The 22,430-nt window shown below is 40.3% G+C and carries 20 protein-coding genes; 16 read left to right on the top strand and 4 right to left on the bottom strand.

All coding sequences use genetic code 11. The annotated features are described in order from the left end of the window. The first annotated feature begins 60 nt into the window (after positions 1 to 60). The 4 genes from ald to IE339_RS20505 all read left to right on the top strand — a co-directional run bounded on the left by ald (position 61) and on the right by IE339_RS20505 (position 3,795). On the top strand, positions 61 to 1,182 hold the full coding sequence (gene ald / locus IE339_RS20520; protein ID WP_242170726.1) for an alanine dehydrogenase: 1,122 nt from the start codon (positions 61 to 63) through the stop codon (positions 1,180 to 1,182). Between the two features lie 121 nt (positions 1,183 to 1,303). Next, positions 1,304 to 1,987, top strand: coding sequence for a metal-dependent hydrolase (locus IE339_RS20515; RefSeq protein ID WP_242170724.1), 684 nt, complete (start codon positions 1,304 to 1,306; stop codon positions 1,985 to 1,987). 136 nt (positions 1,988 to 2,123) lie between these two features. Further along, positions 2,124 to 2,360, top strand: a complete 237-nt coding sequence (locus IE339_RS20510) for a hypothetical protein (RefSeq protein ID WP_242170722.1) — start codon at positions 2,124 to 2,126, stop codon at positions 2,358 to 2,360. 118 nt (positions 2,361 to 2,478) lie between these two features. Beyond that, the gene (locus tag IE339_RS20505) at positions 2,479 to 3,795 is read left to right on the top strand and encodes a CBS domain-containing protein (protein WP_242170720.1); all 1,317 of its coding nucleotides are present in this window, start codon (positions 2,479 to 2,481) and stop codon (positions 3,793 to 3,795) included. 75 nt (positions 3,796 to 3,870) lie between these two features. Here IE339_RS20505 and IE339_RS20500 read toward each other — a convergent pair whose 3' ends face one another. Then, a complete protein-coding gene (locus IE339_RS20500) occupies positions 3,871 to 4,164 on the bottom strand; it encodes a YtpI family protein (protein WP_242170718.1) in 294 nt (97 codons plus the stop codon). A gap of 192 nt (positions 4,165 to 4,356) precedes the next feature. On the opposite strand from IE339_RS20500, the gene IE339_RS20495 reads away from it, so the two are divergent. Next, on the top strand, positions 4,357 to 5,289 hold the full coding sequence (locus tag IE339_RS20495; protein ID WP_242170716.1) for a DHH family phosphoesterase: 933 nt from the start codon (positions 4,357 to 4,359) through the stop codon (positions 5,287 to 5,289). A 54-nt stretch (positions 5,290 to 5,343) separates the two neighbouring features. Here IE339_RS20495 and ytrI read toward each other — a convergent pair whose 3' ends face one another. Next, complete coding sequence (gene ytrI, locus IE339_RS20490; protein WP_242170714.1) at positions 5,344 to 5,862, bottom strand: sporulation membrane protein YtrI; 519 nt, start codon at positions 5,860 to 5,862, stop codon at positions 5,344 to 5,346. After that, the gene (locus IE339_RS20485; RefSeq protein WP_053401051.1) at positions 5,859 to 6,179 is read right to left on the bottom strand and encodes a sporulation membrane protein YtrH; all 321 of its coding nucleotides are present in this window, start codon (positions 6,177 to 6,179) and stop codon (positions 5,859 to 5,861) included. The genes ytrI and IE339_RS20485 overlap by 4 nt, the downstream gene beginning before the upstream one ends. 195 nt (positions 6,180 to 6,374) lie before the next feature. Here IE339_RS20485 and dnaE point away from each other — a divergent pair, with 195 nt between their 5' ends. From dnaE to IE339_RS20450, 7 genes are all read left to right on the top strand, one after another. Continuing rightward, positions 6,375 to 9,719, top strand: a complete 3,345-nt coding sequence (gene dnaE / locus IE339_RS20480) for a DNA polymerase III subunit alpha (protein WP_242170711.1) — start codon at positions 6,375 to 6,377, stop codon at positions 9,717 to 9,719. A gap of 108 nt (positions 9,720 to 9,827) precedes the next feature. Then, complete coding sequence (locus IE339_RS20475) at positions 9,828 to 11,057, top strand: NADP-dependent malic enzyme (RefSeq protein WP_242170708.1); 1,230 nt, start codon at positions 9,828 to 9,830, stop codon at positions 11,055 to 11,057. A gap of 18 nt (positions 11,058 to 11,075) precedes the next feature. Further along, on the top strand, positions 11,076 to 11,711 hold the full coding sequence (locus IE339_RS20470; RefSeq protein WP_242170705.1) for a FadR/GntR family transcriptional regulator: 636 nt from the start codon (positions 11,076 to 11,078) through the stop codon (positions 11,709 to 11,711). A gap of 144 nt (positions 11,712 to 11,855) precedes the next feature. After that, entirely contained in the window at positions 11,856 to 12,722 is an 867-nt protein-coding gene (gene accD / locus IE339_RS20465; RefSeq protein ID WP_242170703.1) for an acetyl-CoA carboxylase, carboxyltransferase subunit beta, read from the top strand. Next, positions 12,716 to 13,693, top strand: coding sequence for an acetyl-CoA carboxylase carboxyl transferase subunit alpha (accA, locus tag IE339_RS20460; RefSeq protein ID WP_242170702.1), 978 nt, complete (start codon positions 12,716 to 12,718; stop codon positions 13,691 to 13,693). Before accD ends, accA begins: the two co-directional genes overlap by 7 nt. A 317-nt stretch (positions 13,694 to 14,010) precedes the next feature. Further along, positions 14,011 to 15,768: a pyruvate kinase gene (pyk, locus tag IE339_RS20455; RefSeq protein ID WP_242170700.1), complete on the top strand. Its 1,758-nt coding sequence runs from the start codon at positions 14,011 to 14,013 to the stop codon at positions 15,766 to 15,768. A 165-nt stretch (positions 15,769 to 15,933) separates the two neighbouring features. Further along, a complete protein-coding gene (locus IE339_RS20450) occupies positions 15,934 to 16,323 on the top strand; it encodes an FxsA family protein (protein ID WP_242170698.1) in 390 nt (129 codons plus the stop codon). A 50-nt stretch (positions 16,324 to 16,373) separates the two neighbouring features. On the opposite strand, the gene ytvI is transcribed toward IE339_RS20450, so the two are convergent. Further along, a complete protein-coding gene (gene ytvI / locus IE339_RS20445) occupies positions 16,374 to 17,498 on the bottom strand; it encodes a sporulation integral membrane protein YtvI (protein WP_242170696.1) in 1,125 nt (374 codons plus the stop codon). Between the two features lie 440 nt (positions 17,499 to 17,938). On the opposite strand from ytvI, the gene IE339_RS20440 reads away from it, so the two are divergent. The 4 genes from IE339_RS20440 (at position 17,939) to mdh (ending at position 22,338) form a co-directional block, all read left to right on the top strand. Then, positions 17,939 to 18,400 carry a DUF441 domain-containing protein gene (locus tag IE339_RS20440; protein ID WP_242170694.1) on the top strand — a complete coding sequence of 154 codons (462 nt, stop codon included), beginning with the start codon at positions 17,939 to 17,941 and terminating at the stop codon, positions 18,398 to 18,400. Positions 18,401 to 18,770: 370 nt separating this feature from the next. Continuing rightward, the gene (citZ, locus tag IE339_RS20435) at positions 18,771 to 19,889 is read left to right on the top strand and encodes a citrate synthase (RefSeq protein WP_053400858.1); all 1,119 of its coding nucleotides are present in this window, start codon (positions 18,771 to 18,773) and stop codon (positions 19,887 to 19,889) included. Between the two features lie 190 nt (positions 19,890 to 20,079). Further along, entirely contained in the window at positions 20,080 to 21,369 is a 1,290-nt protein-coding gene (gene icd, locus IE339_RS20430) for an NADP-dependent isocitrate dehydrogenase (RefSeq protein WP_277933986.1), read from the top strand. Between the two features lie 30 nt (positions 21,370 to 21,399). After that, positions 21,400 to 22,338: a malate dehydrogenase gene (mdh, locus tag IE339_RS20425; protein ID WP_242170690.1), complete on the top strand. Its 939-nt coding sequence runs from the start codon at positions 21,400 to 21,402 to the stop codon at positions 22,336 to 22,338. The last annotated feature ends 92 nt before the right edge of the window (positions 22,339 to 22,430 follow it).

The raw sequence follows: 22,430 nt of genomic DNA, 5'->3' as shown, positions 1-22,430 counted from the left end.
AAGGCACTTCCTTTCGATAAAAGTGAACGAATACAAGTCAATTTCTTAGGAGGAATTTTGATGAAGATAGGGGTCCCAAAAGAAATCAAAAACAATGAAAATCGTGTAGCCATTACGCCTTCGGGGGTTTTTCATTTTGTAAATCAAGGACACGAGGTATTTGTTGAAAAAGGAGCAGGCATTGGATCTGGTTTTTTAGATGACCAATATGTACAGGCAGGCGCTCAGATTGTAGAGAGAGCGGAAGAGGCTTGGGGACAGGAAATGGTCATGAAAGTAAAAGAACCGCTTCCAGAAGAATACAGTTATTTCCGAGAAGGGTTAATTTTATTTACATATCTACATTTAGCAGCAGAAGCTTCTCTTACAAAAGCGCTAACGGATGCGAAGGTTGTTGGCATTGCCTATGAAACGGTCCAGCTTCCTAACCGCTCACTGCCACTCCTAACGCCGATGAGTGAGGTAGCAGGAAGAATGTCATCGCAAATTGGCGCGCAGTTTTTAGAAAAGCCTAAAGGTGGAAAAGGCATTTTACTAAGCGGAGTTCCCGGTGTACAGCGAGGAAAGGTAACGATTATTGGTGGCGGTGTAGCCGGAACAAACGCAGCGAAAATTGCCATTGGCCTCGGAGCAGACGTGACGATTATTGATTTAAATGTGGAACGTCTCCGTCAGTTAGAAGATATTTTTGGGAAAGAGATTAAAACATTGATGTCGAATCCAATGAATATTGCGGAAGCTGTTCAAGAATCCGATCTAGTCATTGGAGCTGTACTTATACCAGGTGCAAAAGCACCAAAGCTTGTCACAGAAGAAATGATTAAAAGTATGAAACCAGGTTCTGTTGTCGTTGATATTGCGATTGACCAAGGCGGTATTTTTGAAACAACGGATCGTATAACCACTCACGACAATCCTACGTACACAAAGCATGATGTGCTTCATTATGCAGTAGCAAATATGCCTGGAGCTGTACCACGTACTTCAACGATGGCGCTGACGAATGTGACGGTTCCTTACGCAGTTGATATTGCCAATAAGGGTTATATTAAGGCTTGCGTTCAAAACGAAGCACTACTAAAGGGCATTAATACGCTTCAGGGATTTGTGACGTATGCGGCGGTGGCAGATGCTCATGGGCTTGTGTATTCAGATGCGCATACGCTCCTAAAGCAAGCGTAAGGGCATATAAAAAAGGCTAACAACGAGTAGTTAGCCTTTTTTGTGTGGTTATAGTAGGGTCTGACCGGGTAGAGTAATAAAGTACTTTCATCGATTAATTTAAAGTAAAGGAGCGTTACATATGAAAATTTCGTTTCATGGTCATTCCGTTGTCAAAATTCAAACAGGTGGAAAAACGATTCTAATTGATCCTTTCATTAACGGGAATGCTACAACAGATTTGAAAGCAGATGAGGTAGAGGCTGATTACATCATTTTATCTCACGGTCATAATGATCATGTTGGTGATACGGTGGAAATTGCAAAACGTAGTAATGCAACCGTAATCGGAACAGCTGAAATCGCGACATACTTTGGCTGGAAGGGATTAAACACTCATCCCCTTAATATTGGTGGTTCATTCAAATTTGATTTTGGTACCGTGAAGCTAACGCAGGCTTTCCACAGCTCTAGCTATACGGATGAAGAGTCACAGCAGCTTATTTACATGGGAATGCCGGCTGGAATTCTACTAAAAATTGAAGGTAAAACAATTTATCATGCGGCAGATACCTCTCTTTACTCGGATATGAAGCTATTAAATGAATTCGAAAACATTGATTTAGCATTTTTACCGATTGGAGACAATTTCACGATGGGACCAGACGACGCACTTGTGGCGGCGGAATGGATCGGAGCGAAAATGGTCGTTCCTGTTCATTACAATACGTTCCCAGTGATTGAACAAGATCCACATGATTTTGTATCACGCTTAAAAAGTGCAGAAGGACGAGTTCTTACTCCAGGAGAAGAAATCGAATTATAATACCATATGGAAAAAGGCACGGGAGAATCTTCTCGTGTCTTTTTTGTATGAGAGCTGAATATAAATAGTAGTACGCATCTCTTTGTGAACATCCGCTTTTAGAAGAGGTGAATTTACGAGAAGGGCAGGAGTTGGCGTGAAGCAAAAAGAACAAGTGTCATTACTTTTATGTGGGGTTATGCTGTACTATGCAGTACCAAGAATACAACTAAACACGGAAAGTGTACAAGGAGTCTTTGGATTATCATGGATGCTGCTTGCACTTTTAGTGATTGGAGGGAACGTATCTTCCCTACTGTACCGTCGTCCGCAGCCTGCTAGAACAAAAGCTAAACGTACAGGTAAGCGAGTAATTAGGCAGCGAGGACAATAAAGTACGGGCGGCAGAAATTGAAAAGGTTTACTCTCACCCTTATAATAGGTAATAGTAGAGAAATAAGAACGTAAAAGAAGAGATATCTACAAAAGTGAAAATAAAAGGGTGAACTATTTTGGCTACAAAGCATGAACAAATACTGCAACACATTGACTCGCTACCGATTGGGGAAAAAATTTCTGTTCGTCAAGTAGCAAAAGTGCTTGGAGTAAGTGAAGGTACGGCTTATCGCGCTATTAAGGATGCGGAAAACAAAGGATATGTCTCAACGATCGAACGAGTAGGAACGATACGAATTGAGCGCAAGAAAAAAGAGAATATTGAAAAGCTAACTTACGCAGAAGTTGTAAATATTGTGGATGGACAAGTGCTAGGTGGACGTGAAGGGCTGCATAAAACGCTGAATAAATTTGTCATTGGGGCAATGAAGCTGGAAGCCATGATGCGCTATACGGAAGCAGGAAATCTGTTGATAGTCGGTAATCGTACCCAAGCACATGAGCTCGCACTGGAAACGGGAGCTGCGGTTCTAATTACAGGTGGATTTGATACAGATGAACGTGTGAAGAGATTAGCAGATGAGCATAAGCTTCCGATCATCTCGACGACCTACGATACGTTTACGGTTGCTACTATGATTAACCGTGCGATTTATGATCAGCTTATTAAGAAGGAAATTGTACTCGTTGAGGATATTTTAACATCGGTATCGGACACGGTTTTTTTGAATACGCAAGATACAATCAGCAAATGGTACGACTGCAATGAGGAAACAAAGCACAGTCGTTTCCCAGTTGTGGATCAGAACTTAAAGGTTCAGGGAATGGTAACATCAAAAGACGTCATGGGATTTGATCCTGCACTTGCAATTGAAAAAGTAATGACAAAAAATCCGCTTGTTGTTCACCGAAAGACGTCGGTTGCTTCCTCTGCTCATATGATGGTATGGGAAGGAATTGAGGTACTACCTGTAGTAGATGATAATCATCGATTAGAAGGGATCATTAGCAGACAGGACGTATTAAAGGCGTTGCAAATGATTCAGCGTCAGCCGCAGGTCGGGGAAACGATAGATGATATTGTGACGAATCAGTTCGTTGATATTACCGAAGTAAAAGGAGAGGCGTATTATCAATGTGAAGTTACCCCTCAAATGACGAATTATATGGGTACGATTTCATATGGGGTTTTTACCACTGTTGTAACGGAAGCTGCAAATCGCGTTCTCCGTTTTTATAAAAAGGGAGATCTAGTCATCGAAAACGTGACGATCTACTTTATCAAACCGGTGCAAATTGATAGTACGCTTGAAGTTCATCCGAAGCTCCTCGAACTTGGACGGAAATCAGGTAAAATCGATGTGGAAGTCTTTAATGAAGGTGTTCTTGTTGGAAAGGCTCTGATGATGGCGCAACTGTTAGACCGCACATAAGAAACAAGCGACCTCTTTAGTTCATTAAGGTCGCTTTTTCATATGTTTTCTTGTCGTACAAAAAGGCTGTGGCGCTTATTTTCCCGCTTCTTTTAGAGCAAGCGGCAAATAGTATTTATAAGCACGGATGCCTGCCCACATGCTTCCACCGCCCACAAGGAGAAAGAGAATGCCTACTCCAACTGTCAAAGGCACGCTAGCGGTAATCAGTTGGTTAACGCCAAACATAAAAACAAAGAAACCTAATGCAATGCTGGATTTGGCTGAAAGCCACTGTTTTTCCATCGGTTTTTTACACTGAAAATACTTTGCTTTGTAAAATAAATAGACACCAAGTGAGGCAATAATTAAGACCGCAAATACTAACATGGCACTCCTCCATTTTTTAGCAATAGCGTTTCTTTTTATTGTAGCGAAAATTACTAGAATCTTCTATACTTTAAGAAACTTCTCTTTAACAAAATGGTTTTTTTGTGATTTAATAAAGAAAAACTTGCCGATTTGTATTTGGTTGGTGCCAATGCTTGTTTGTAAAAAAGCTCAACATTAAGGGAGATACATATGAACGATCAATTATTATCCATTATGAAAGAATTTGATACGATTATTATTCATCGCCACGTGCGACCAGATCCGGACGCTTATGGTTCACAGTGTGGATTAGCTGAAATTTTAAAAGCTTCTTTTCCACAAAAAAATGTTTATACCGTAGGAAAAGAAGAACCTACGTTGAATTTTTTATATCGAATGGATGAAATCGCAGATGACGTATACGACGAGGCTCTTGTTATTGTATGTGACACGGCTAATCAAGAGCGCGTTTGTGATCAGCGATATAAAAATGGAAAGTATCTAATTAAAATTGATCATCATCCGAACGAAGATCCGTATGGTCATAAGCTTAAAGTTGATACATCAGCCAGCTCAACGAGTGAAATGATTTACGAATTTTATTTAGAGAATAAAGATCAGCTCACTTTGAGTGATCGGGGAGCACAGCTGATCTTTGCCGGAATAGTAGGGGACACAGGGCGATTTTTATTTCCAAGCACGAAGCCTAAAACGATGCGATATGCGAGCGAGTTAATGGAGTATGATTTTAAAATCCAAGACTTATACGATCAGCTGTACCGAACAAAGCGTAATCTTGCCCATTTGCAGGGGCACATCTTACAACATTTTGTGTTAGAGTCATCAGGAGTAGGGCATATGATCGTGACTCAAGATATGCTGAAGCGCTACAAAGTAACGGCTGGTGAAGCATCACAGCTCGTGAGTATTCTTGGAAACATTGAGGGAATGAAAGCTTGGGTGTTTTTCGTTGAAGAAGAGAACTTAATTCGCGTTCGCCTGCGTTCAAAAGGACCTGTTATTAATCAAATTGCGCGCAAATACAAGGGGGGAGGGCACCCACTTGCAGCTGGTGCCTCCATCTATTCGTGGGATGAAGTTACCCCGATGCTGAAAGATTTAGAAGCATTGTGTGCGGAATAGAGTGAAGAAATGCAATAAATGTTTAAAAGAGCCATTGGTCTAAATGGCTCTTTTTTACATATCATTTTTAGCGCTTTTGATTTTTAACTCAATGGAAAGCGTTGTATAGAACAGAACTTGATGTACTTCCACTGTGTACTTCATTTTATTAATTTCATAGTTTTTGTTTTCAATCGCCTTTTTTAGTAAATCTTTCGTTTTGTATACGTCATAGATATCCTTTGAAACGAGATGTTCAATCTCTTCTTTTACGCCTTCTTGAATTAAATACGAAGAGTAGGAGTCTAGCTTATAGCGCTCTCCGTTAATAATTTTCACTTTAATCGCTTGCACCATTAAATCGTGTTCTTTTTCTTTATTGAGCTCCTCAATGTTGTTCTTCCATAGGGCAATTTCTTGACTAAGACTTTCAATCTGATTTTTTTGTTTGACAATCGTTTTAATTTGTTGATCTTGAAGAATTCCATAAATCATGAGAAAAACACCCCAACTAATGAGAGCACCTATAAATAAACCGGCAAAAAAACGCTGCCACCCAGGAGATTTATATTGGTTGGCATCTGGCATTCTCATGAATGGATGTACTCCTGTGTAAACCATTTAATAATAAGGGCACCAGTCTGGGCGCCTCCCATAGCAGAAAGAATAAATAAAATTTGTTTCACTACATCTTTCGTAGCACCTTCAAAAATTCCCCGTTCAAAGCTATAGAAGGTATCAAACGTTCCTCCGATAGCAGCAACAAGTGCCCAAATTCGTAGATTGCTAGAGAGTGTGTACATGTAATAAAGGGGAGGCTTTTTAATTAAAAAAGCACCGAATGCTCCGACGAACGATCCCCCTATAATGACGCCTAATGCGATAAAATAACTTAAAATAAATAAGGACATAAAGTCATCTTTCACTTCGTGTGTTCACTCCTTCTTTTTAACATACTAGATTTACTTTATAAGCAGAAGATGATGAATGTGCTAGTCTCTTTACATATATATGGACAAACTAAAAAAGATATGTAATTTGTCTGTTTGTCCCACAAAATTTATAATAAGAATAAGAAAATTTATGTGGTAAGGGTGGGAATGAACATGACGTTTGTTCATCTTCAGGTACAAAGTGCCTTTAGTCTATTGAATAGCGCTGTGACAATTGAAAGGCTTGTTGATCAAGCTGACAAGGACGGATTTAAGGCAGTAGCCCTTACAGACGAAAATGTAATGTACGGGGCGATAACGTTTTATCAAAAATGTCTAGAGCGTGGTTTGAAACCAGTGATAGGATTAACAGCTTCTGTGTTAGCGGATGATCAAAACCCTACAGGAGAGGCATATCCATTAGTACTTCTTGCTAAAAATGAGCAAGGATACCGAAATTTATTAAAACTTAGCAGTGCTGCGAAGACAACAGAGTTTAGTGGAGTTAAAAAGAGCTGGCTCGTCAATTATCGAAGTGGACTAATTGCAATTACCCCAGGAAAAAGCGGAGAAATTGAACAGTTTTTGTTTAGCGGAGAAAAGGAGAAAGCAGAAAAGGCGCTGCTTTATTTCACAGAGACGTTTGGTCGTGAGCATTTTTATCTTTCCGTGCAGCGCCATGGAGCTGCAGAAGATGATTTGAATGAGCGCCTTCTTTCCTTTGCGAATGAACATGATGTTCCGCTTGTTGCTACAAACGACGTTCGTTATTTAGGGCGGGAAGATCATATGGCCTATGACTGTTTAACAGCAATCGGAGAAGGAAAAACGATTGATGATTCCGAACGAAAACGGCTCGAAACAACGGAACATTTCTTGAAAAGTTCTGCGGAAATGATGGATTTGTTTCATGATCTTCCAGAGGCGATCAATAATACGGTTCGCATTATGAATGAATGTAATGTGACATTGGATTTAGGACGAACGCTGTTACCTAAATATTCAACGCCTAACGGGGAAAGTGCAGATGACTACTTAGAGATGCTTTGTCAAAAAGGGCTGGAAGCTAAAGTAGCAAACGTAACGCAGGCGTATTCTGAGCGATTATCGTATGAGCTTTCGGTTATTACCAATATGCGTTTTAGCGATTACTTCCTCATTGTATGGGACTTTATGGATTACGCACATCGTCAGCAAATTATTACAGGGCCTGGACGTGGATCTGCAGCAGGCTCGTTAGTTGCGTATGTGTTAAATATTACGAACGTAGATCCGATCGAGCATGAGCTTCTATTTGAACGTTTTTTAAATCCAGAGCGTGTTACGATGCCGGATATCGACATTGATTTTCCTGACAATCGACGAGACGAAATGATTCAATATGTGGCAGGAAAATACGGCAAACATCACGTGGCACAAATTATTACGTTTGGTACGTTAGCAGCAAAGGCCGCGGTGCGAGACGTGGGGAAAGCGATGGGGATAGAGGGAGCAGAAGTAAATCAGCTATCAAAGCTTATTCCCAACCGTGTAGGGACGACATTAAAATCCGCTTACCGTGATGTTCCCGCGCTTCAACAGTTTTTAGCACAGTCCGAAGCGAGAAAAAAATGGTATGAGACGGCGTTAAGTATTGAAGGGTTGCCTCGCCACACGTCTACACATGCGGCGGGAGTCATTATAAGTGATCGTCCTCTAACAGATCATACGCCTGTCGAAGACGGTCATGACGATGTGTATTTAACGCAGTTTGCGATGGGAAGTTTAGAGTCCATCGGTCTACTAAAGATGGACTTTTTAGGTCTTCGAAACCTTACGATTATTCAAGATATTTTAAAAGGAGTTAAACACGAAACGGGACGCGATCTCATTCTCGATGACATTCCACTCGATGATGCCCAAACGTATCGTCTCCTTACAAAAGGCGATACGACAGGTGTTTTTCAGCTTGAATCAGAAGGCATGCGTAACGTGCTAAAACGTCTGAAGCCGACAAGTCTAGAAGATATCGTGGCGGTCAATGCGCTTTATCGTCCGGGTCCGATGGAAAATATTCCAGTTTATATACAGCGGAAGCATTCGGGTGAAGCAGTGGAATATCCACACCCTGACCTAAAAAAAATACTTGATAAAACGTATGGAGTAATTGTGTATCAGGAGCAAATTATGCAAATTGCCTCCCTTATGGCAGGTTTTACATTAGGAGAAGCAGATTTGTTACGTCGCGCCGTCAGCAAAAAAAATCGCCAGACGTTGCAAGAACAACGCACACATTTTGTTGAAGGGTCTCTTCAGAAAGGGTATAGCGAGCAAACGGCGAATGATATATATGATTTAATTGTTCGTTTTGCTGATTACGGGTTCAACCGAAGTCATGCGGTTGCCTATAGTATGATTGCCTATCAGCTTGCTTATTTGAAAGCGAACTATCCTCAGCATTTCTTTTCGGCTCTTTTGACGAGTGCCATTGGGAATGAGGATAAATTATCTCAGTATATATACGAAGCGAAGCAACGGGATATTCGGATTTTGCCACCTTCTATTAATCAAAGTCGTTTTAACTTTTATGCTGAAAACCAATCATTGCGCTACAGTCTAGCCGCTATTAAGCATGTTGGAGGAACGGTATTGAAGGAGATTTTTCAAGAGCGAAGAAAACGACCGTTTCAGGATTTGTTCGATTTTTGCATGAGAGTATCGCTAAAAATCGTTAACAGACGTGTAATTGAATCACTCATTTTAGCGGGCTGCTTCGACGAATTTGGCGAAGAGCGTGCTACCCTCTTGGCCTCTATTGATGTAGCGATTGAACATGCCGGGTTAGTGAGTGATGATCTGTTCTTTGATGAAGAATTGAACTTAAAGCCAAAGTATGTTTCAGTAGAGCCGATGACGCAGCAGCAGAAGCTTGAGCAGGAAAAGGAAACGTTAGGATTTTATTTATCAAGTCATCCTGTTTCGCTATATAAAGAGGTGTTTCAAGATCAAGAAACAACCCCAATTTATGAATTACTCCTAGCGCCTTCAGGTACAACGTTAAGCGTAGGAGTCATGGTGACAAATGACCGAGTCATTCGCACGAAAAAAGGTGAAGAGATGGCTTTTCTTACACTAACGGACGAAACAGGTGAATTAGAAGGCGTTGTCTTTCCACGTGTTTACCGAAAATACGCGGAGCTTATTCAAAAAGGGCGCGTACTACTTATAGCCGGAAAAATTGAGGAGCGAGATGATAAGCGCCAGCTCGTCATTCAGCATCTCGAGGCGGCTGAATCATTATCACCAACAGATCTTTTATATTTGAAAATAACAGATGAGCAAAAGAAGCAGGGAATTTTGCGTGATGTTCAACATCACCTTGTGGCATCACAAGGTTCTACGCCTGTCATGGTGTATTACGAAAGTGAAAAAAAACTTGTTCAACTTCCACGAGACTATCGGGTCGAGGTGAATGATGAGCTAATGACGCTCCTTAAAAATCAGCTTGGAAGTGATCACGTCGCGATAAAAAAATTATAGTTTACATCTTCCGAAGGTTGTTATATGGTAGAATAGTCAAAAGTGGTCAGACCACTATAGAGTAAATATAAAAAAGTATTTTTCCAATATAGTAAGGAGTGATCGAGCGTGTCATTACGCGAAGAAGCACTACATATGCATCGTATCAACCAAGGAAAATTAGAGTCAAAGTCAAAGATTCCGGTTCGAAATGCTGAAGACTTGAGCCTTGCTTATTCCCCAGGAGTAGCGGAGCCTTGTAAAGATATTTATGAAGATAAAAATAAAGTGTATGAATATACGATGAAAGGCAACATGGTTGCCGTTGTTTCTGATGGAACAGCTGTATTGGGCCTTGGAAATATCGGCCCTGAAGCTGCTCTTCCTGTAATGGAAGGAAAAGCAGTGCTATTTAAGAGCTTTGCAGGCGTGGATGCATTTCCAATTTGTCTTAACACAACCGACATCGATAAAATAGTAGAGACGGTGAAACTACTTGAGCCTACTTTCGGTGGTGTGAACCTAGAAGACATTGCGGCGCCAAACTGCTTTGTCATTGAAGAGCGTCTGAAGAAGGAAACGAATATTCCTATTTTTCATGACGATCAGCACGGCACAGCCATTGTAACCGTAGCAGGTCTTTTAAATGCATTAAAACTTGTCAATAAAAAAATGTCCGATATTAAAGTAGTTGCCAACGGTGCAGGTGCAGCGGGTATTGCGATCATTAAATTGCTTTACACATACGGCGTACGAAATATCGTGATGTGTGATTCAAAAGGCGCTATCTTTGAAGGTCGTACACACGGTATGAATAGTGTAAAAGAAGAAGTTGCAAAATATACGAATCATGAGAAAACGGAAGGCTCCTTATCTGACGTTATTAAAGACGCAGATGTTTTTATTGGTGTTTCAGTAGAGGGTGCTTTAACGTCTGAAATGGTTCAATCGATGAAGAAGGATCCCATTATCTTTGCCATGGCAAATCCCGTACCAGAAATTATGCCAGAAGAAGCGAAAGAAGCAGGCGCAATGGTTATTGGAACTGGTCGATCAGATTTCCCTAACCAAGTAAACAACGTACTGGCATTTCCTGGTATCTTCCGCGGTGCATTAGATGTTCGTGCTACGCACATCAATGAAAAAATGAAAATGGCGGCGGTAGAGGCAATTGCTGATCTAATTGGTGAAGCAGAATTGACGGCTGACTATGTTATTCCGGCTCCGTTTGATGCGCGTGTAGCGCCTGCTGTTGCAGCAGCTGTAGCGAAGGCAGCAATGGAAACAGGTGTGGCAAGAATCAAAGTAGATCCAGCAGAAGTGGCGGAGAAAACTCGACGATTAGCGATTATTGAGTAAAGTGAGTGGATATTAATAGTGACGACGGAAAAATCGAAAGTGTACATGGAGATTTTAACGGAGATCCGCCACATGATCGAACGAGATAAGCTTCAAACAGGAGATAAAATTCCTTCTGAGCGCGAACTGTCCGAAAAAATGAGCGTGGGACGTTCTTCTGTAAGGGAAGCGTTACGAGCTCTTGAATTAATTGGAATTATTGAAACGCGAAGAGGAGAAGGAACGTTTATTAAAGAAATTGGTGAGCATCAGTTTATCGATATTTTAGCAACGTTTCTTCTGCAAGATAGTAAGGCTAAACAAGATTTAATCGAAACGAAATACTGGATTGAAGAAATTGGATTGAAAACGTTTTTTGATCGCTTTGCTGCTTCCGATATCCAGAAATTTGCACAAAAAATGCAAGCAGAAGGATTGCAATATAGCGAGGCTTTTGATAGGATATTTCAACGTGTCGAGAATCGACTATTGTATCGTATTTGGAGAGTCGTTGAAGGCTATTTCCGAGCGTTTAATGAGCCAGCATCTTCTGAGAGAAATCAGTTGAACATCGAGGGGATTCTTCGAGCTTTGGCTACTTCTAGTGAAGATGATGTCTTACAAATACACAAAAATGTCTATAATGATCTGATAAATGTAGAAATTGTCGAATAGGACATGTCATCATTCTACAACAATTATTGCTGTCTTTTTGTAAAGTAAGAGAAAACCCAGCAACGGTTTATGTATACAGACTCAAGAGCTTCATTCTTCTAATCGTTACGATTAATTTTAGAAGAGGATAAAGGAGGGTGTACTTTGGCGCTAAAGGATTTATTTGTCAAAAAGAAAAAATATGCATCTGTTTCATCTGAGAACCTAAGACAAGATGTTCCAGAAGGCATTATGGTGAAATGTAAAAAATGTAAAAAAATTATGTACGCAAAAGAGTTAAATAAAAATTTAAAGGTGTGCTTGAACTGCGGGCATCATCATCCGATGAGCTCCTTTGAGCGAATTGAAAGCTTAGTAGATGAGGGCACATTTGTGGAGTACGACAAAGAAATGGTGTCACAAAATCCACTTGAGTTTCCTGATTACCTGGAAAAGCTTGAAAAAGACCGTGAGAAGACGGATATTAACGAAGCTGTTGTAACAGGTGAGGGGGAAATTAATGGTTTCCGCGTAGTACTAGCTCTTATGGATGCCCGTTTCCGAATGGGAAGCATGGGATCAGTAGTAGGAGAAAAGATTACAAGAGCGATTGAAAAAGCTGCTGAGCTAAATCTGCCATTTATTATCTTTACAGCATCTGGTGGGGCTCGTATGCAGGAAGGCGTATTAAGTCTTATGCAGATGGCTAAGACGAGCGCAGCTCTTAAAATGCTAAGCAATAAGGGTGGACTTATTATCTCAATGATGACACATCCGACAACTGGCGGAGTATCTGCAAGTTTTGCATCGCTAGGTGACTACAATCTAGCTGAGCCAGGCGCACTAATCGGTTTTGCTGGTAGACGTATTATCGAGCAAACGATTCGTGAAGACTTACCGGAAGATTTCCAAACGTCGGAATTCCTCTTAAAACACGGTCAGCTTGATGCAGTCGTCCATCGTCATCAATTAAAAGAAACACTAACCAATATTCTAGATATTCATATGGAAGGCGGTGACTCTGAGTGGTAGGAGAATTAGAATTTGAGCGTCCAATAGTAGAGCTTCGAAATAAAATCCAAGAACTGAAAGATTTTTCTAAAAGCACAGATGTTGATTTAACGTCTGAGATTGATAAATTAGAAAATCGCCTTAGTAAGGTGGAAACGGATATTTATGACCATTTGACTCCTTGGAATCGTGTCCAAATTGCTCGCCATCCAGAACGTCCCACTACATCGGATTATATTTCAAAGCTGTTTACGAGCTTCTTTGAATGTCACGGTGATCGTTACTACGGTGACGATGAAGCAATTATCGGTGGCATTGCTAAATTTCATGGTGTTCCTGTAACCGTTATTGGACATCAGCGTGGTAAAGATACGAAAGAGAATATTCGTCGTAACTTTGGTATGCCTCATCCAGAAGGATACCGTAAAGCGCTACGTCTAATGAAACAGGCAGAAAAGTTTAATCGTCCGATCATTTGCTTTATTGATACAAAAGGGGCTTATCCTGGAAAAGCGGCAGAAGAAAGAGGACAAAGTGAAGCAATCGCAAAAAATATTTTTGAGATGGCTGGCTTAACTGTACCTGTCATTTGTGTCGTAATTGGTGAAGGTGGAAGTGGCGGTGCCTTAGCACTTGGTGTGGGGAATCATATTCATATGCTTGAAAACTCCACATACTCCGTTATTTCACCAGAGGGCGCAGCCGCTCTTCTATGGAAGGATGCTTCTTTAGCTAAAAAAGCAGCAGAATCCATGAAGATTACAGCCCCTGATCTAAAAGAACTAGGTATTGTCGACGACATTATCTCTGAAGTAAAGGGTGGCGCTCATCGTAACCTAGAGGAACAGTGTGAAAATATGGATGAAGTGTTAAAAAAATCCTTAGGTGAACTTCAAGGTTTATCCCAAGAAGAGCTTGTTTCACAACGTTACCTGAAATACAAAAAAATCGGACAATTTTCGGCTGAAAACGATACCATCAGCGTTAAATAGGAAAACGTACCCTCTACGTAAAAAAAGAGGGTGCGTTTTCATTTTTTTCAGGTGATGCTCGTCTATTGTCATTACTCATTCTTCATGTTATTTTATATAAGGCAAAAACGTATCGTAATAACATGAATTTGCAAGTAGGGTAGCAATTAGAGTAAAATTTGATTGGGAAACATATTCATTCATTTTTGCTTTTACATACCCAATCACGTTAATCGTTATTTCAGTCAATGTTGTATATTACGATTGGCTTCGTAAATAATGGAATTATCAATTCAATGATAAAATAGATGCACCAAAGAATTAAGGAGGATAAATCAATGCGTAAAACAAAAATCGTAGGTACTATTGGACCAGCTAGTGAAAGTGTGGACAAGTTAGTAGAATTGATGGACGCAGGCCTTAACGTATGTCGTCTTAACTTTTCTCATGGGGACTTTGAAGAACACGGTGCGCGTATCGTAAACATCCGTGAAGCAGCACAAAAAACAGGTAAAACAATCGGTATTTTATTAGATACTAAAGGACCTGAGATCCGTACACATACAATGGAAAACGGAGCAATTGAGTTAGTAAAAGGCTCAAACATTACGGTTGCAATGGAAGAAGTAGTTGGAACAACTGAAAAGTTCTCCATCTCTTATCCTGGATTAATTAAAGACGTACATGTTGGTTCAAAAATTCTTTTAGATGACGGTTTAATTGGTCTAGAAGTAGTAGGAATCGACGAAGCTAAAAACGAGATCCAAACAAGCGTATTAAACACAGGTACACTGAAAAACAAAAAAGGTGTAAACGTACCTGGCGTAAGTGTAAACCTTCCAGGGATTACTGAAAAAGATGCAAACGACATCGTATTCGGTATCCAACAAGACATCGACTACATCGCAGCATCTTTCGTACGCCGTCCATCTGACGTGTTAGAAATCCGTGCATTACTAGAAAAGCATAATGCAACTCACATTCAAATCATCGCTAAAATTGAAAACCAAGAAGGCGTAGACAACATCGACGGAATCTTAGAAGTTGTCGACGGATTAATGGTTGCACGTGGAGACTTAGGGGTAGAAATTCCTGCTGAAGAAGTACCTCTAGTACAAAAGCAACTAATTAAAAAATGTAACGAACTTGGTAAACCAGTTATCACTGCTACTCAAATGTTAGACTCTATGCAACGTAACCCACGTCCAACTCGCGCAGAAGCAAGTGACGTAGCGAACGCAATCTTTGATGGCACAGATGCAATCATGTTATCAGGTGAAACAGCAGCAGGTTCATACCCTGTAGAAGCTGTTCAAACAATGAACTCAATCGCTTCTCGCGCTGAGCAAGCGTTAAACTACCGTGATATTCTAGATCGACGCAGCAAGGAAATTGGATCTGCTATTACAGATGCAATTGGACAATCAGTTGCTCATACAGCTATGAACTTAGGTGTAAGTGCAATTCTTGCTCCAACTGAAAGCGGCTATACAGCAAAAATGATCTCTAAATATCGTCCACAATCTCCAATCATCGCTGTTGCAGCTAACGAGCGTGTAGCACGTAGCTTAGCACTAGTTTGGGGTGTAAATACAGTAATAGGTGAGCACGTAAACTCAATCGATGAAATGCTTGATCATTCTGTAGAAGCTGGTGTGAAAACAGGTCTTGTTGCACACGGTGACCTAGTTGTAATCACTGCTGGTGTTCCAATCGGTGAATCTGGTGCGACAAACTTAATGAAAGTACACGTTGTTGGTGACGTATTAGCAAAAGGCCAAGGAATTGGTCGTCGCACAGCTACTGGTAAAGTAGTAGTAGCAAAAAACGCTCAAGAAGCAGAAGCTAAAATGACAAAAGGCGACATCCTTGTAACGATCGGAACAGATCGCGACATGATGCCTTCTATCGAAAAAGCTAGTGCTGTTATTACAGAAGAAGGTGGCTTAACTAGCCATGCTGCTGTAGTAGGCTTAAGCGTTGGTGTTCCTGTTATCGTAGGTGTTGATCATGCAACAACAACATTCAAAGACGGACAAGAAATTACAGTAGATGCTAACCGTGGTGTTATTTACAACGGTCATGCAAGCATCTAATCATTACGAATAGATAAAAGCGACAAGGGGTCTCCTTGTCGCTTTTTTTATCTTCCTATAGTACACTCGTGTAAAAGGAGTCATGAAATCAAAAAATAACGGTATAATAGCAGTAAACTATGCAAGAGCTTGTTTACCGACTTATATCCTATGGGAGGCATTCATATGAAATATCTACTTCCATTTCTCATTATCATCCCGGCGACAGAAATAACTCTTCTCATTTATGCTGGGAAAACGATTGGATTATTTCCAACGCTTCTTATTATGTTATTTACAGCAGGAACAGGTGCATATTTAGCGAAGAAACAAGGTCTTGCCATATTACAAAAAGCCAAGCAGCAGCTAGCTTATGGACAGGTTCCAGGAGAGTCTATTATGGACGGCGTATGCGTCCTTATCGGAGGAACACTTTTATTAGCACCGGGGTTTTTAACTGACATTATGGGCTTGTTTTTATTACTCCCTGTTACACGTAAATTAATAAAGCCGTTTCTTGTGAGATGGCTACAGCATATGTTTATGAACAACCGTTTTACGATCATTCGAAGATAACAAAAAACCATCGCTTGTTAAAAAGAGAATTTTTTAACGAGCGATGGTTTTTATTGTATAGATTTTGGCTTTCCTTTGATAAAGCTCCATATATCGTGAAAAACGTTCGCAGTATATAGCGTTTTAATCACAACTAAAATAACAGGACCAATGATTAAACCGAGAAATCCAAACAATTTGAACCCTACAAAAAGAGACACCAGCGTTGCCAGAGGATCAAGGCCAATGCTTGAAGATAAGATTTTCGGTTCCATTAATTGTCGCTGCACAATGACAACGGCGTATAAGACTAAAAGGCCAATGCCGAAGGATGTTTGATGAGTAGCAAACATGTAGATAATCCAAGGAACAAAAACAAATCCTGTTCCTAAATAAGGAAGCAAATCAACAAGTCCAATAATCAATGAAATCGTGATGGCATATTCAACTTTGAGAATTAATAGGCCAATTAGCACGATGATTGTGGTGATGGATATAAGTGTTAGCTGTGCTTTCAAAAAGCCGAACAAAGCTCGTCTCAGGTCGTAAAACACCGTTCTTCCGCTCGCTTGTGCTTTTGTTGGGATTAATTTTCCGCTCAGATAGCGGAGGCGATGCCAATCGTTGCTTATGAAGAAAGTTGCAAGTAACGAAAAAATGATAACGGTTGCTGCATTTGGAAGCCATGCAATCAAGTTTGGTATTGATTGAAGAAAGGACGTAATGAACCCAACGAGAGTAGAACCGATCTGTGAGCCGATGTTTTTAATGTTTATAATAATGGTTTCTTGTTGACCAGAATTCAAGTTGTTGAACAGTGAGTTTAATTGATTATATAGTGGAATGATCTGGCTAGTTAGAAAGTTTTCGACAAACGTGATGAGCTTATCAATAGTTGGGGGCAAAGCGATCGCTAAGTATTCGGTACCAGATAGAATTTCGGCTACGAGTAGCGTAATAAGTCCAATGAAGGTCCCAAAAATTAATAGTAGCGCCCCAATGACAGCGAATGAACGCGGCAGGTGTAATTTGTGTTGAAGTGTATTCACAAGAGGATTGATCATAAGGGCAATGATGAGGGCGATAATGAACGGGTATGCAAGGGTAGATACATAATAAAATACAAAAAAACCGAATATAATAATAGCTAACACAAGTAACGAGCGCAGCGCTCTGTCTGCATAGTGCTTATACACGTAACAGGCCTCCTATTAGGGGAAATATATGCACGTATCTAGGGGCAGAAAGATGGTAGGGAACCATCGTTGAATCGTAACATGATAGTTTACAAAACCTTTCCTTATATTTTACAGGGCTTATTCAACTTTTAACAGTTCTTACGTTCGACAATTCCTGTTATCCTACGTGGTCTATGCGCCGAATGGTGACGAGTTATCAATATATAGGGGGAAAGCGGTCATTCTCTGTCATTTAGAGCGCGCTCTTTCCTTATATAAGCAGTAAGCTGCTTTTCACTTTAGTTCAGTAGGGTTTGGTTGGTTTGTAACGGTTATTGTATAATAGATAACTTGGAAAAGGGCTAAGCGGTTATGAGCTCAAAATGGGAAAAGCATTGAAAAAGCTTTTTAGCAATCATTTTTATTGTGAAACATATCATTAAAAAGGAGGAGACATCATGTTTTCACAGTCTGTGTTATTTTTAGTCATTTTATTTGTCATCGGATTGGTTGCCAAAAATCAATCTCTCTTACTCGCAGTAGGATTCTTATTAGTTATTAAGTTAGTTCATTTAGATACGAAGGTTTTCCCTTATTTGCAATCGAAAGGAATTAATTTAGGCGTAACGGTGATTACCATTGCGGTGCTTGTTCCAATTGCGACGGGAGACATTGGCTTTAAGCAATTGGGGGAGGCGCTGAAATCTTCCTACGCATGGATCGCTTTGGCAGCAGGAATTGCGGTCGCTATTATTGCAAAGTACGGTTTAAAGCTTCTAGCAACAGATCCTCATATCACGACAGCACTAGTAATTGGGACTATTTTAGCAGTCTCCCTATTCAAAGGGGTAGCAGTAGGTCCGTTAATCGGTGCAGGAATTGCATATTTAGTCATGAAAGTAGTCGAAGTATTTCACTAAAAGTTTTTTTATAATAATAATAATTTTAAAAATTATTGAGCGTTTTCATTCACAAAAGTCTGATAATTGTTTATAATAGGGTTAAAGCATCATCCAGTTACATACACTTGACGGTTTTTGTCGCGCTTTTAGTATAATTCAATGGCACATTTATTCTGGAGTTTTATGTGCCATTCGTAGAAAATATAAATGTAAGCATTTTCTTTTCTATGAATTGGCAATAACCGGTCAAAGAGTCAGGATAATGGATGTGCTTAACCATAACTTTACTTGTTTAATGAGCATGCGCTCAATAATGATGTTCTGTATGTTTCAAAAGTTTTAAGAGAGATGGTTTAAGGGGATTTTTTTTCAAGGAGGAGAGAAGTTTATGACAGTTACAAGAGGTCTAGAAGGGGTTGTAGCAACTACATCTTCTGTCAGTTCCATTATTGATGATACGCTTACGTATCGTGGTTACAACATTGATGATTTAGCGGAGTATGCTTCTTTTGAAGAAGTAATCTACTTGCTTTGGTATGGCAAGCTTCCAAACCAGACCGAGTTAGATGAGTTTACAAAGCTATTGTCAGAGAATGCTAGTTTACCACAAGGTGTGCTAGATCATTTCAAAACGTACCCAATTGACAAAGTACATCCAATGGCAGCGCTACGAACAGCTGTTTCATTGTTAGGAATGTACGACGAAGAAGCAGATGTGATGGACGAAGAAGCAAATAACCGGAAAGCAATTCGCCTACAGGCGCAGCTACCTGCTGTTGTTACAGCTTTTTCACGTATCCGCAAAGGATTAGAACCTGTAGAACCACGTAAGGATTTCGGCTTAGCAGCGAATTTCTTGTATATGCTAACAGGTGAAGAGCCAAGTACAGTAGCAGTAGAAGCGTTCAACAAGGCGTTAGTATTGCATGCAGATCATGAATTAAACGCATCTACATTTACCGCACGTGTCTGTGTGGCAACGCTTTCTGATATTTATTCAGGCGTAACTGCAGCGATCGGGGCATTAAAAGGTCCGTTACACGGTGGTGCAAACGAAGCGGTAATGAAAATGCTAACTGAAGTAGAAACACCTGAAAATGCAGAAGCATATGTGCGTGAAAAGCTCGCAAACAAAGAAAAGATTATGGGATTCGGTCATCGCGTATATCGCCAAGGAGATCCTCGTGCGAAGCACTTACGTAAGATGTCTGAGAAGCTTACAAACTTAACAGGTGAAACAAAATGGTATGACATGTCTATTAAGATTGAAGAAGTATTTACAAAAGAAAAAGATCTTCCACCAAACGTGGATTTCTATTCTGCTTCTGTCTATCATAGCTTAGGCATTGATCATGATTTATTTACACCAATTTTTGCAGTGAGTCGTGTATCAGGTTGGATCGCTCATATTCTTGAGCAGTATTCAAACAACCGCTTAATCCGCCCTCGCGCTGATTATATCGGTTCCGATAAACAAACGTATATTCCAATTAGTCAACGTGACTAAAACAGAGCACATGGCCACAAAAGGACGGGCAAAGAGATTGGAGAATTCCCTATCATCTTGTAGGAGCTTCGTTTAACAAAGGGATGTACTTTCCTTTGTAAATTAAGCTCTTTTTACCGGAAAATGTGGACAAGTAATTACATCTATTAAACTGTATAAAAAAGATTGATAAGCTACTAAGGAGGTCATTATCTTGACACAAGGACAAAAAATTACGGTTAACAATGGCGTATTAAACGTACCAAACAATCCAATTATTCCATTCATTGAAGGCGACGGAATTGGACCAGATATCTGGGCATCTGCTTCTCGCGTAATTGAAGCAGCGGTTGAAAAAGCATACAAAGGCGAAAAGAAAATCGTTTGGAAAGAAGTATTAGCAGGTGAAAAAGCGTTTAATGAAACAGGAGAGTGGTTACCTGCTGAAACGTTAGATTTAATTCGTGAGTACTTCATTGCGATTAAAGGACCTTTAACAACTCCAGTTGGCGGAGGAATTCGTTCTCTAAACGTTGCACTACGTCAAGAGTTAGATTTATTCGTTTGCTTACGTCCAGTTCGTTACTTTGAAGGAGTACCTTCTCCGGTAAAACGCCCTGAAGATACGGATATGGTTATCTTCCGTGAAAATACAGAAGATATCTACGCTGGTATTGAATATGCAAAAGGTTCTGAAGATGTGAAAAAACTTCTTAACTTCTTACAAACAGAACTAGGCGTGAACAAAATCCGTTTCCCAGAGACATCTGGTCTTGGAATCAAACCAGTTTCTGCTGAAGGAACAAAACGCTTAGTACGTGCAGCAATTAACTATGCAATTAAAGAAGGCCGCAAATCTGTTACGCTTGTACATAAAGGTAACATTATGAAATTTACTGAAGGTGCCTTCAAAAACTGGGGTTATGAGCTTGCTGAAGAGGAATTCGGCGATAAAGTATTCACATGGGCTCAATATGACCGCCTAGTTGAAACAGAAGGTAAAGATGCAGCAAACAAAGCGCAAGCAGATGCTGAAGCAGCAGGAAAAATCATCATCAAAGATTCTATTGCTGATATCTTCTTACAACAAATCTTAACTCGTCCACGTGAGTTTGATGTAGTAGCAACAATGAACTTGAACGGTGACTATATCTCTGATGCGTTAGCAGCACAAGTTGGTGGAATTGGTATCGCACCAGGAGCGAACATTAACTATGAAACAGGACATGCTATTTTCGAAGCTACACATGGTACTGCACCGAAATATGCTGGATTAGACAAAGTAAATCCATCTTCTGTTTTATTATCAGGTGTGTTAATGCTTGAGCATTTAGGCTGGAATGAAGCAGCGAAATTAGTAATGGATTCAATTGAAAAAACAATTGCTTCTAAAGTGGTAACATACGATTTTGCTCGTCTAATGGACGGCGCAACTGAAGTAAAATGTTCTGAATTTGGTGATGCGTTAATCACTAACATGGAAGATACAGTAAGAGTTTAATAGTAAGTAGCCTAGCGAATAGAGGAGGTCGTGGTCATGACACGTAAAAAAGTCTCAGTAATTGGCGCAGGATTTACCGGTGCAACAACAGCATTTCTTATCGCGCAAAAGGAATTAGCTGACGTTGTGTTAGTTGATATTCCCCAACTGGAAAGTCCTACCCAGGGGAAGGCACTGGATATGCTTGAAGCGAGCCCTGTAGAAGGATTTGATTCTAACATCACCGGTACTTCTGACTACGCAGATACTAGTGGATCAGACATCGTTGTTATTACAGCAGGTATTGCACGTAAGCCTGGCATGAGCCGTGATGACCTAGTCACAACCAACCAAAAAATTATGAAATCTGTTACGAGAGAAATTGTGAAATATTCTCCTGACTGTACGATCATTGTGTTAACGAATCCAGTGGATGCGATGACATACACGGTGTTCAAAGAGTCAGGTTTGCCGAAAAGTCGGGTCATTGGTCAGTCTGGTGTACTGGATTCCGCTCGTTTCCGTACGTTTGTAGCGCAAGAGCTGAACGTTTCGGTAAAGGATGTAACAGGGTTTGTTTTAGGTGGGCACGGTGATGACATGGTACCGCTCGTTCGCTATTCCTATGCAGGTGGAATTCCATTAGAAACACTTATTTCGAAGGAGCGCTTACAAGAAATTGTGGAGCGAACTCGAAAAGGTGGCGGTGAAATCGTGAACCTTCTAGGCAACGGTAGTGCATATTATGCACCTGCTGCTTCTTTAGTAGAAATGACGGCTGCCATCTTAAAAGATCAACGCCGAATTCTTCCTTCCATCGCTTACTTAGAAGGTGAATACGGTTATGACGGAATTTACCTAGGCGTTCCGACGATTTTAGGTAAAAATGGCATTGAGAAAGTGATAGAGCTTGAACTAACAAATGAAGAAAAGAGCGAGTTAGACAAATCGGCCGATTCTGTCAAGAACGTGATGAACGTACTCGTATAATCAAAAAGGAATTTGGGGGACGCCCTAAATTCCTTTTTTTCATCCTTTTTATTAAGAAGATAATTCGATATAATATTGTAAACGTTTTCAAA

Origin of the sequence: Priestia koreensis (assembly GCF_022646885.1) — a bacterium.
GTDB classification, from domain to species: domain Bacteria; phylum Bacillota; class Bacilli; order Bacillales; family Bacillaceae_H; genus Bacillus_AG; species Bacillus_AG koreensis_A.
Note: the sequence above shows the minus strand (reverse complement) of the source record. Positions and strands in the feature narration are given on the sequence as shown.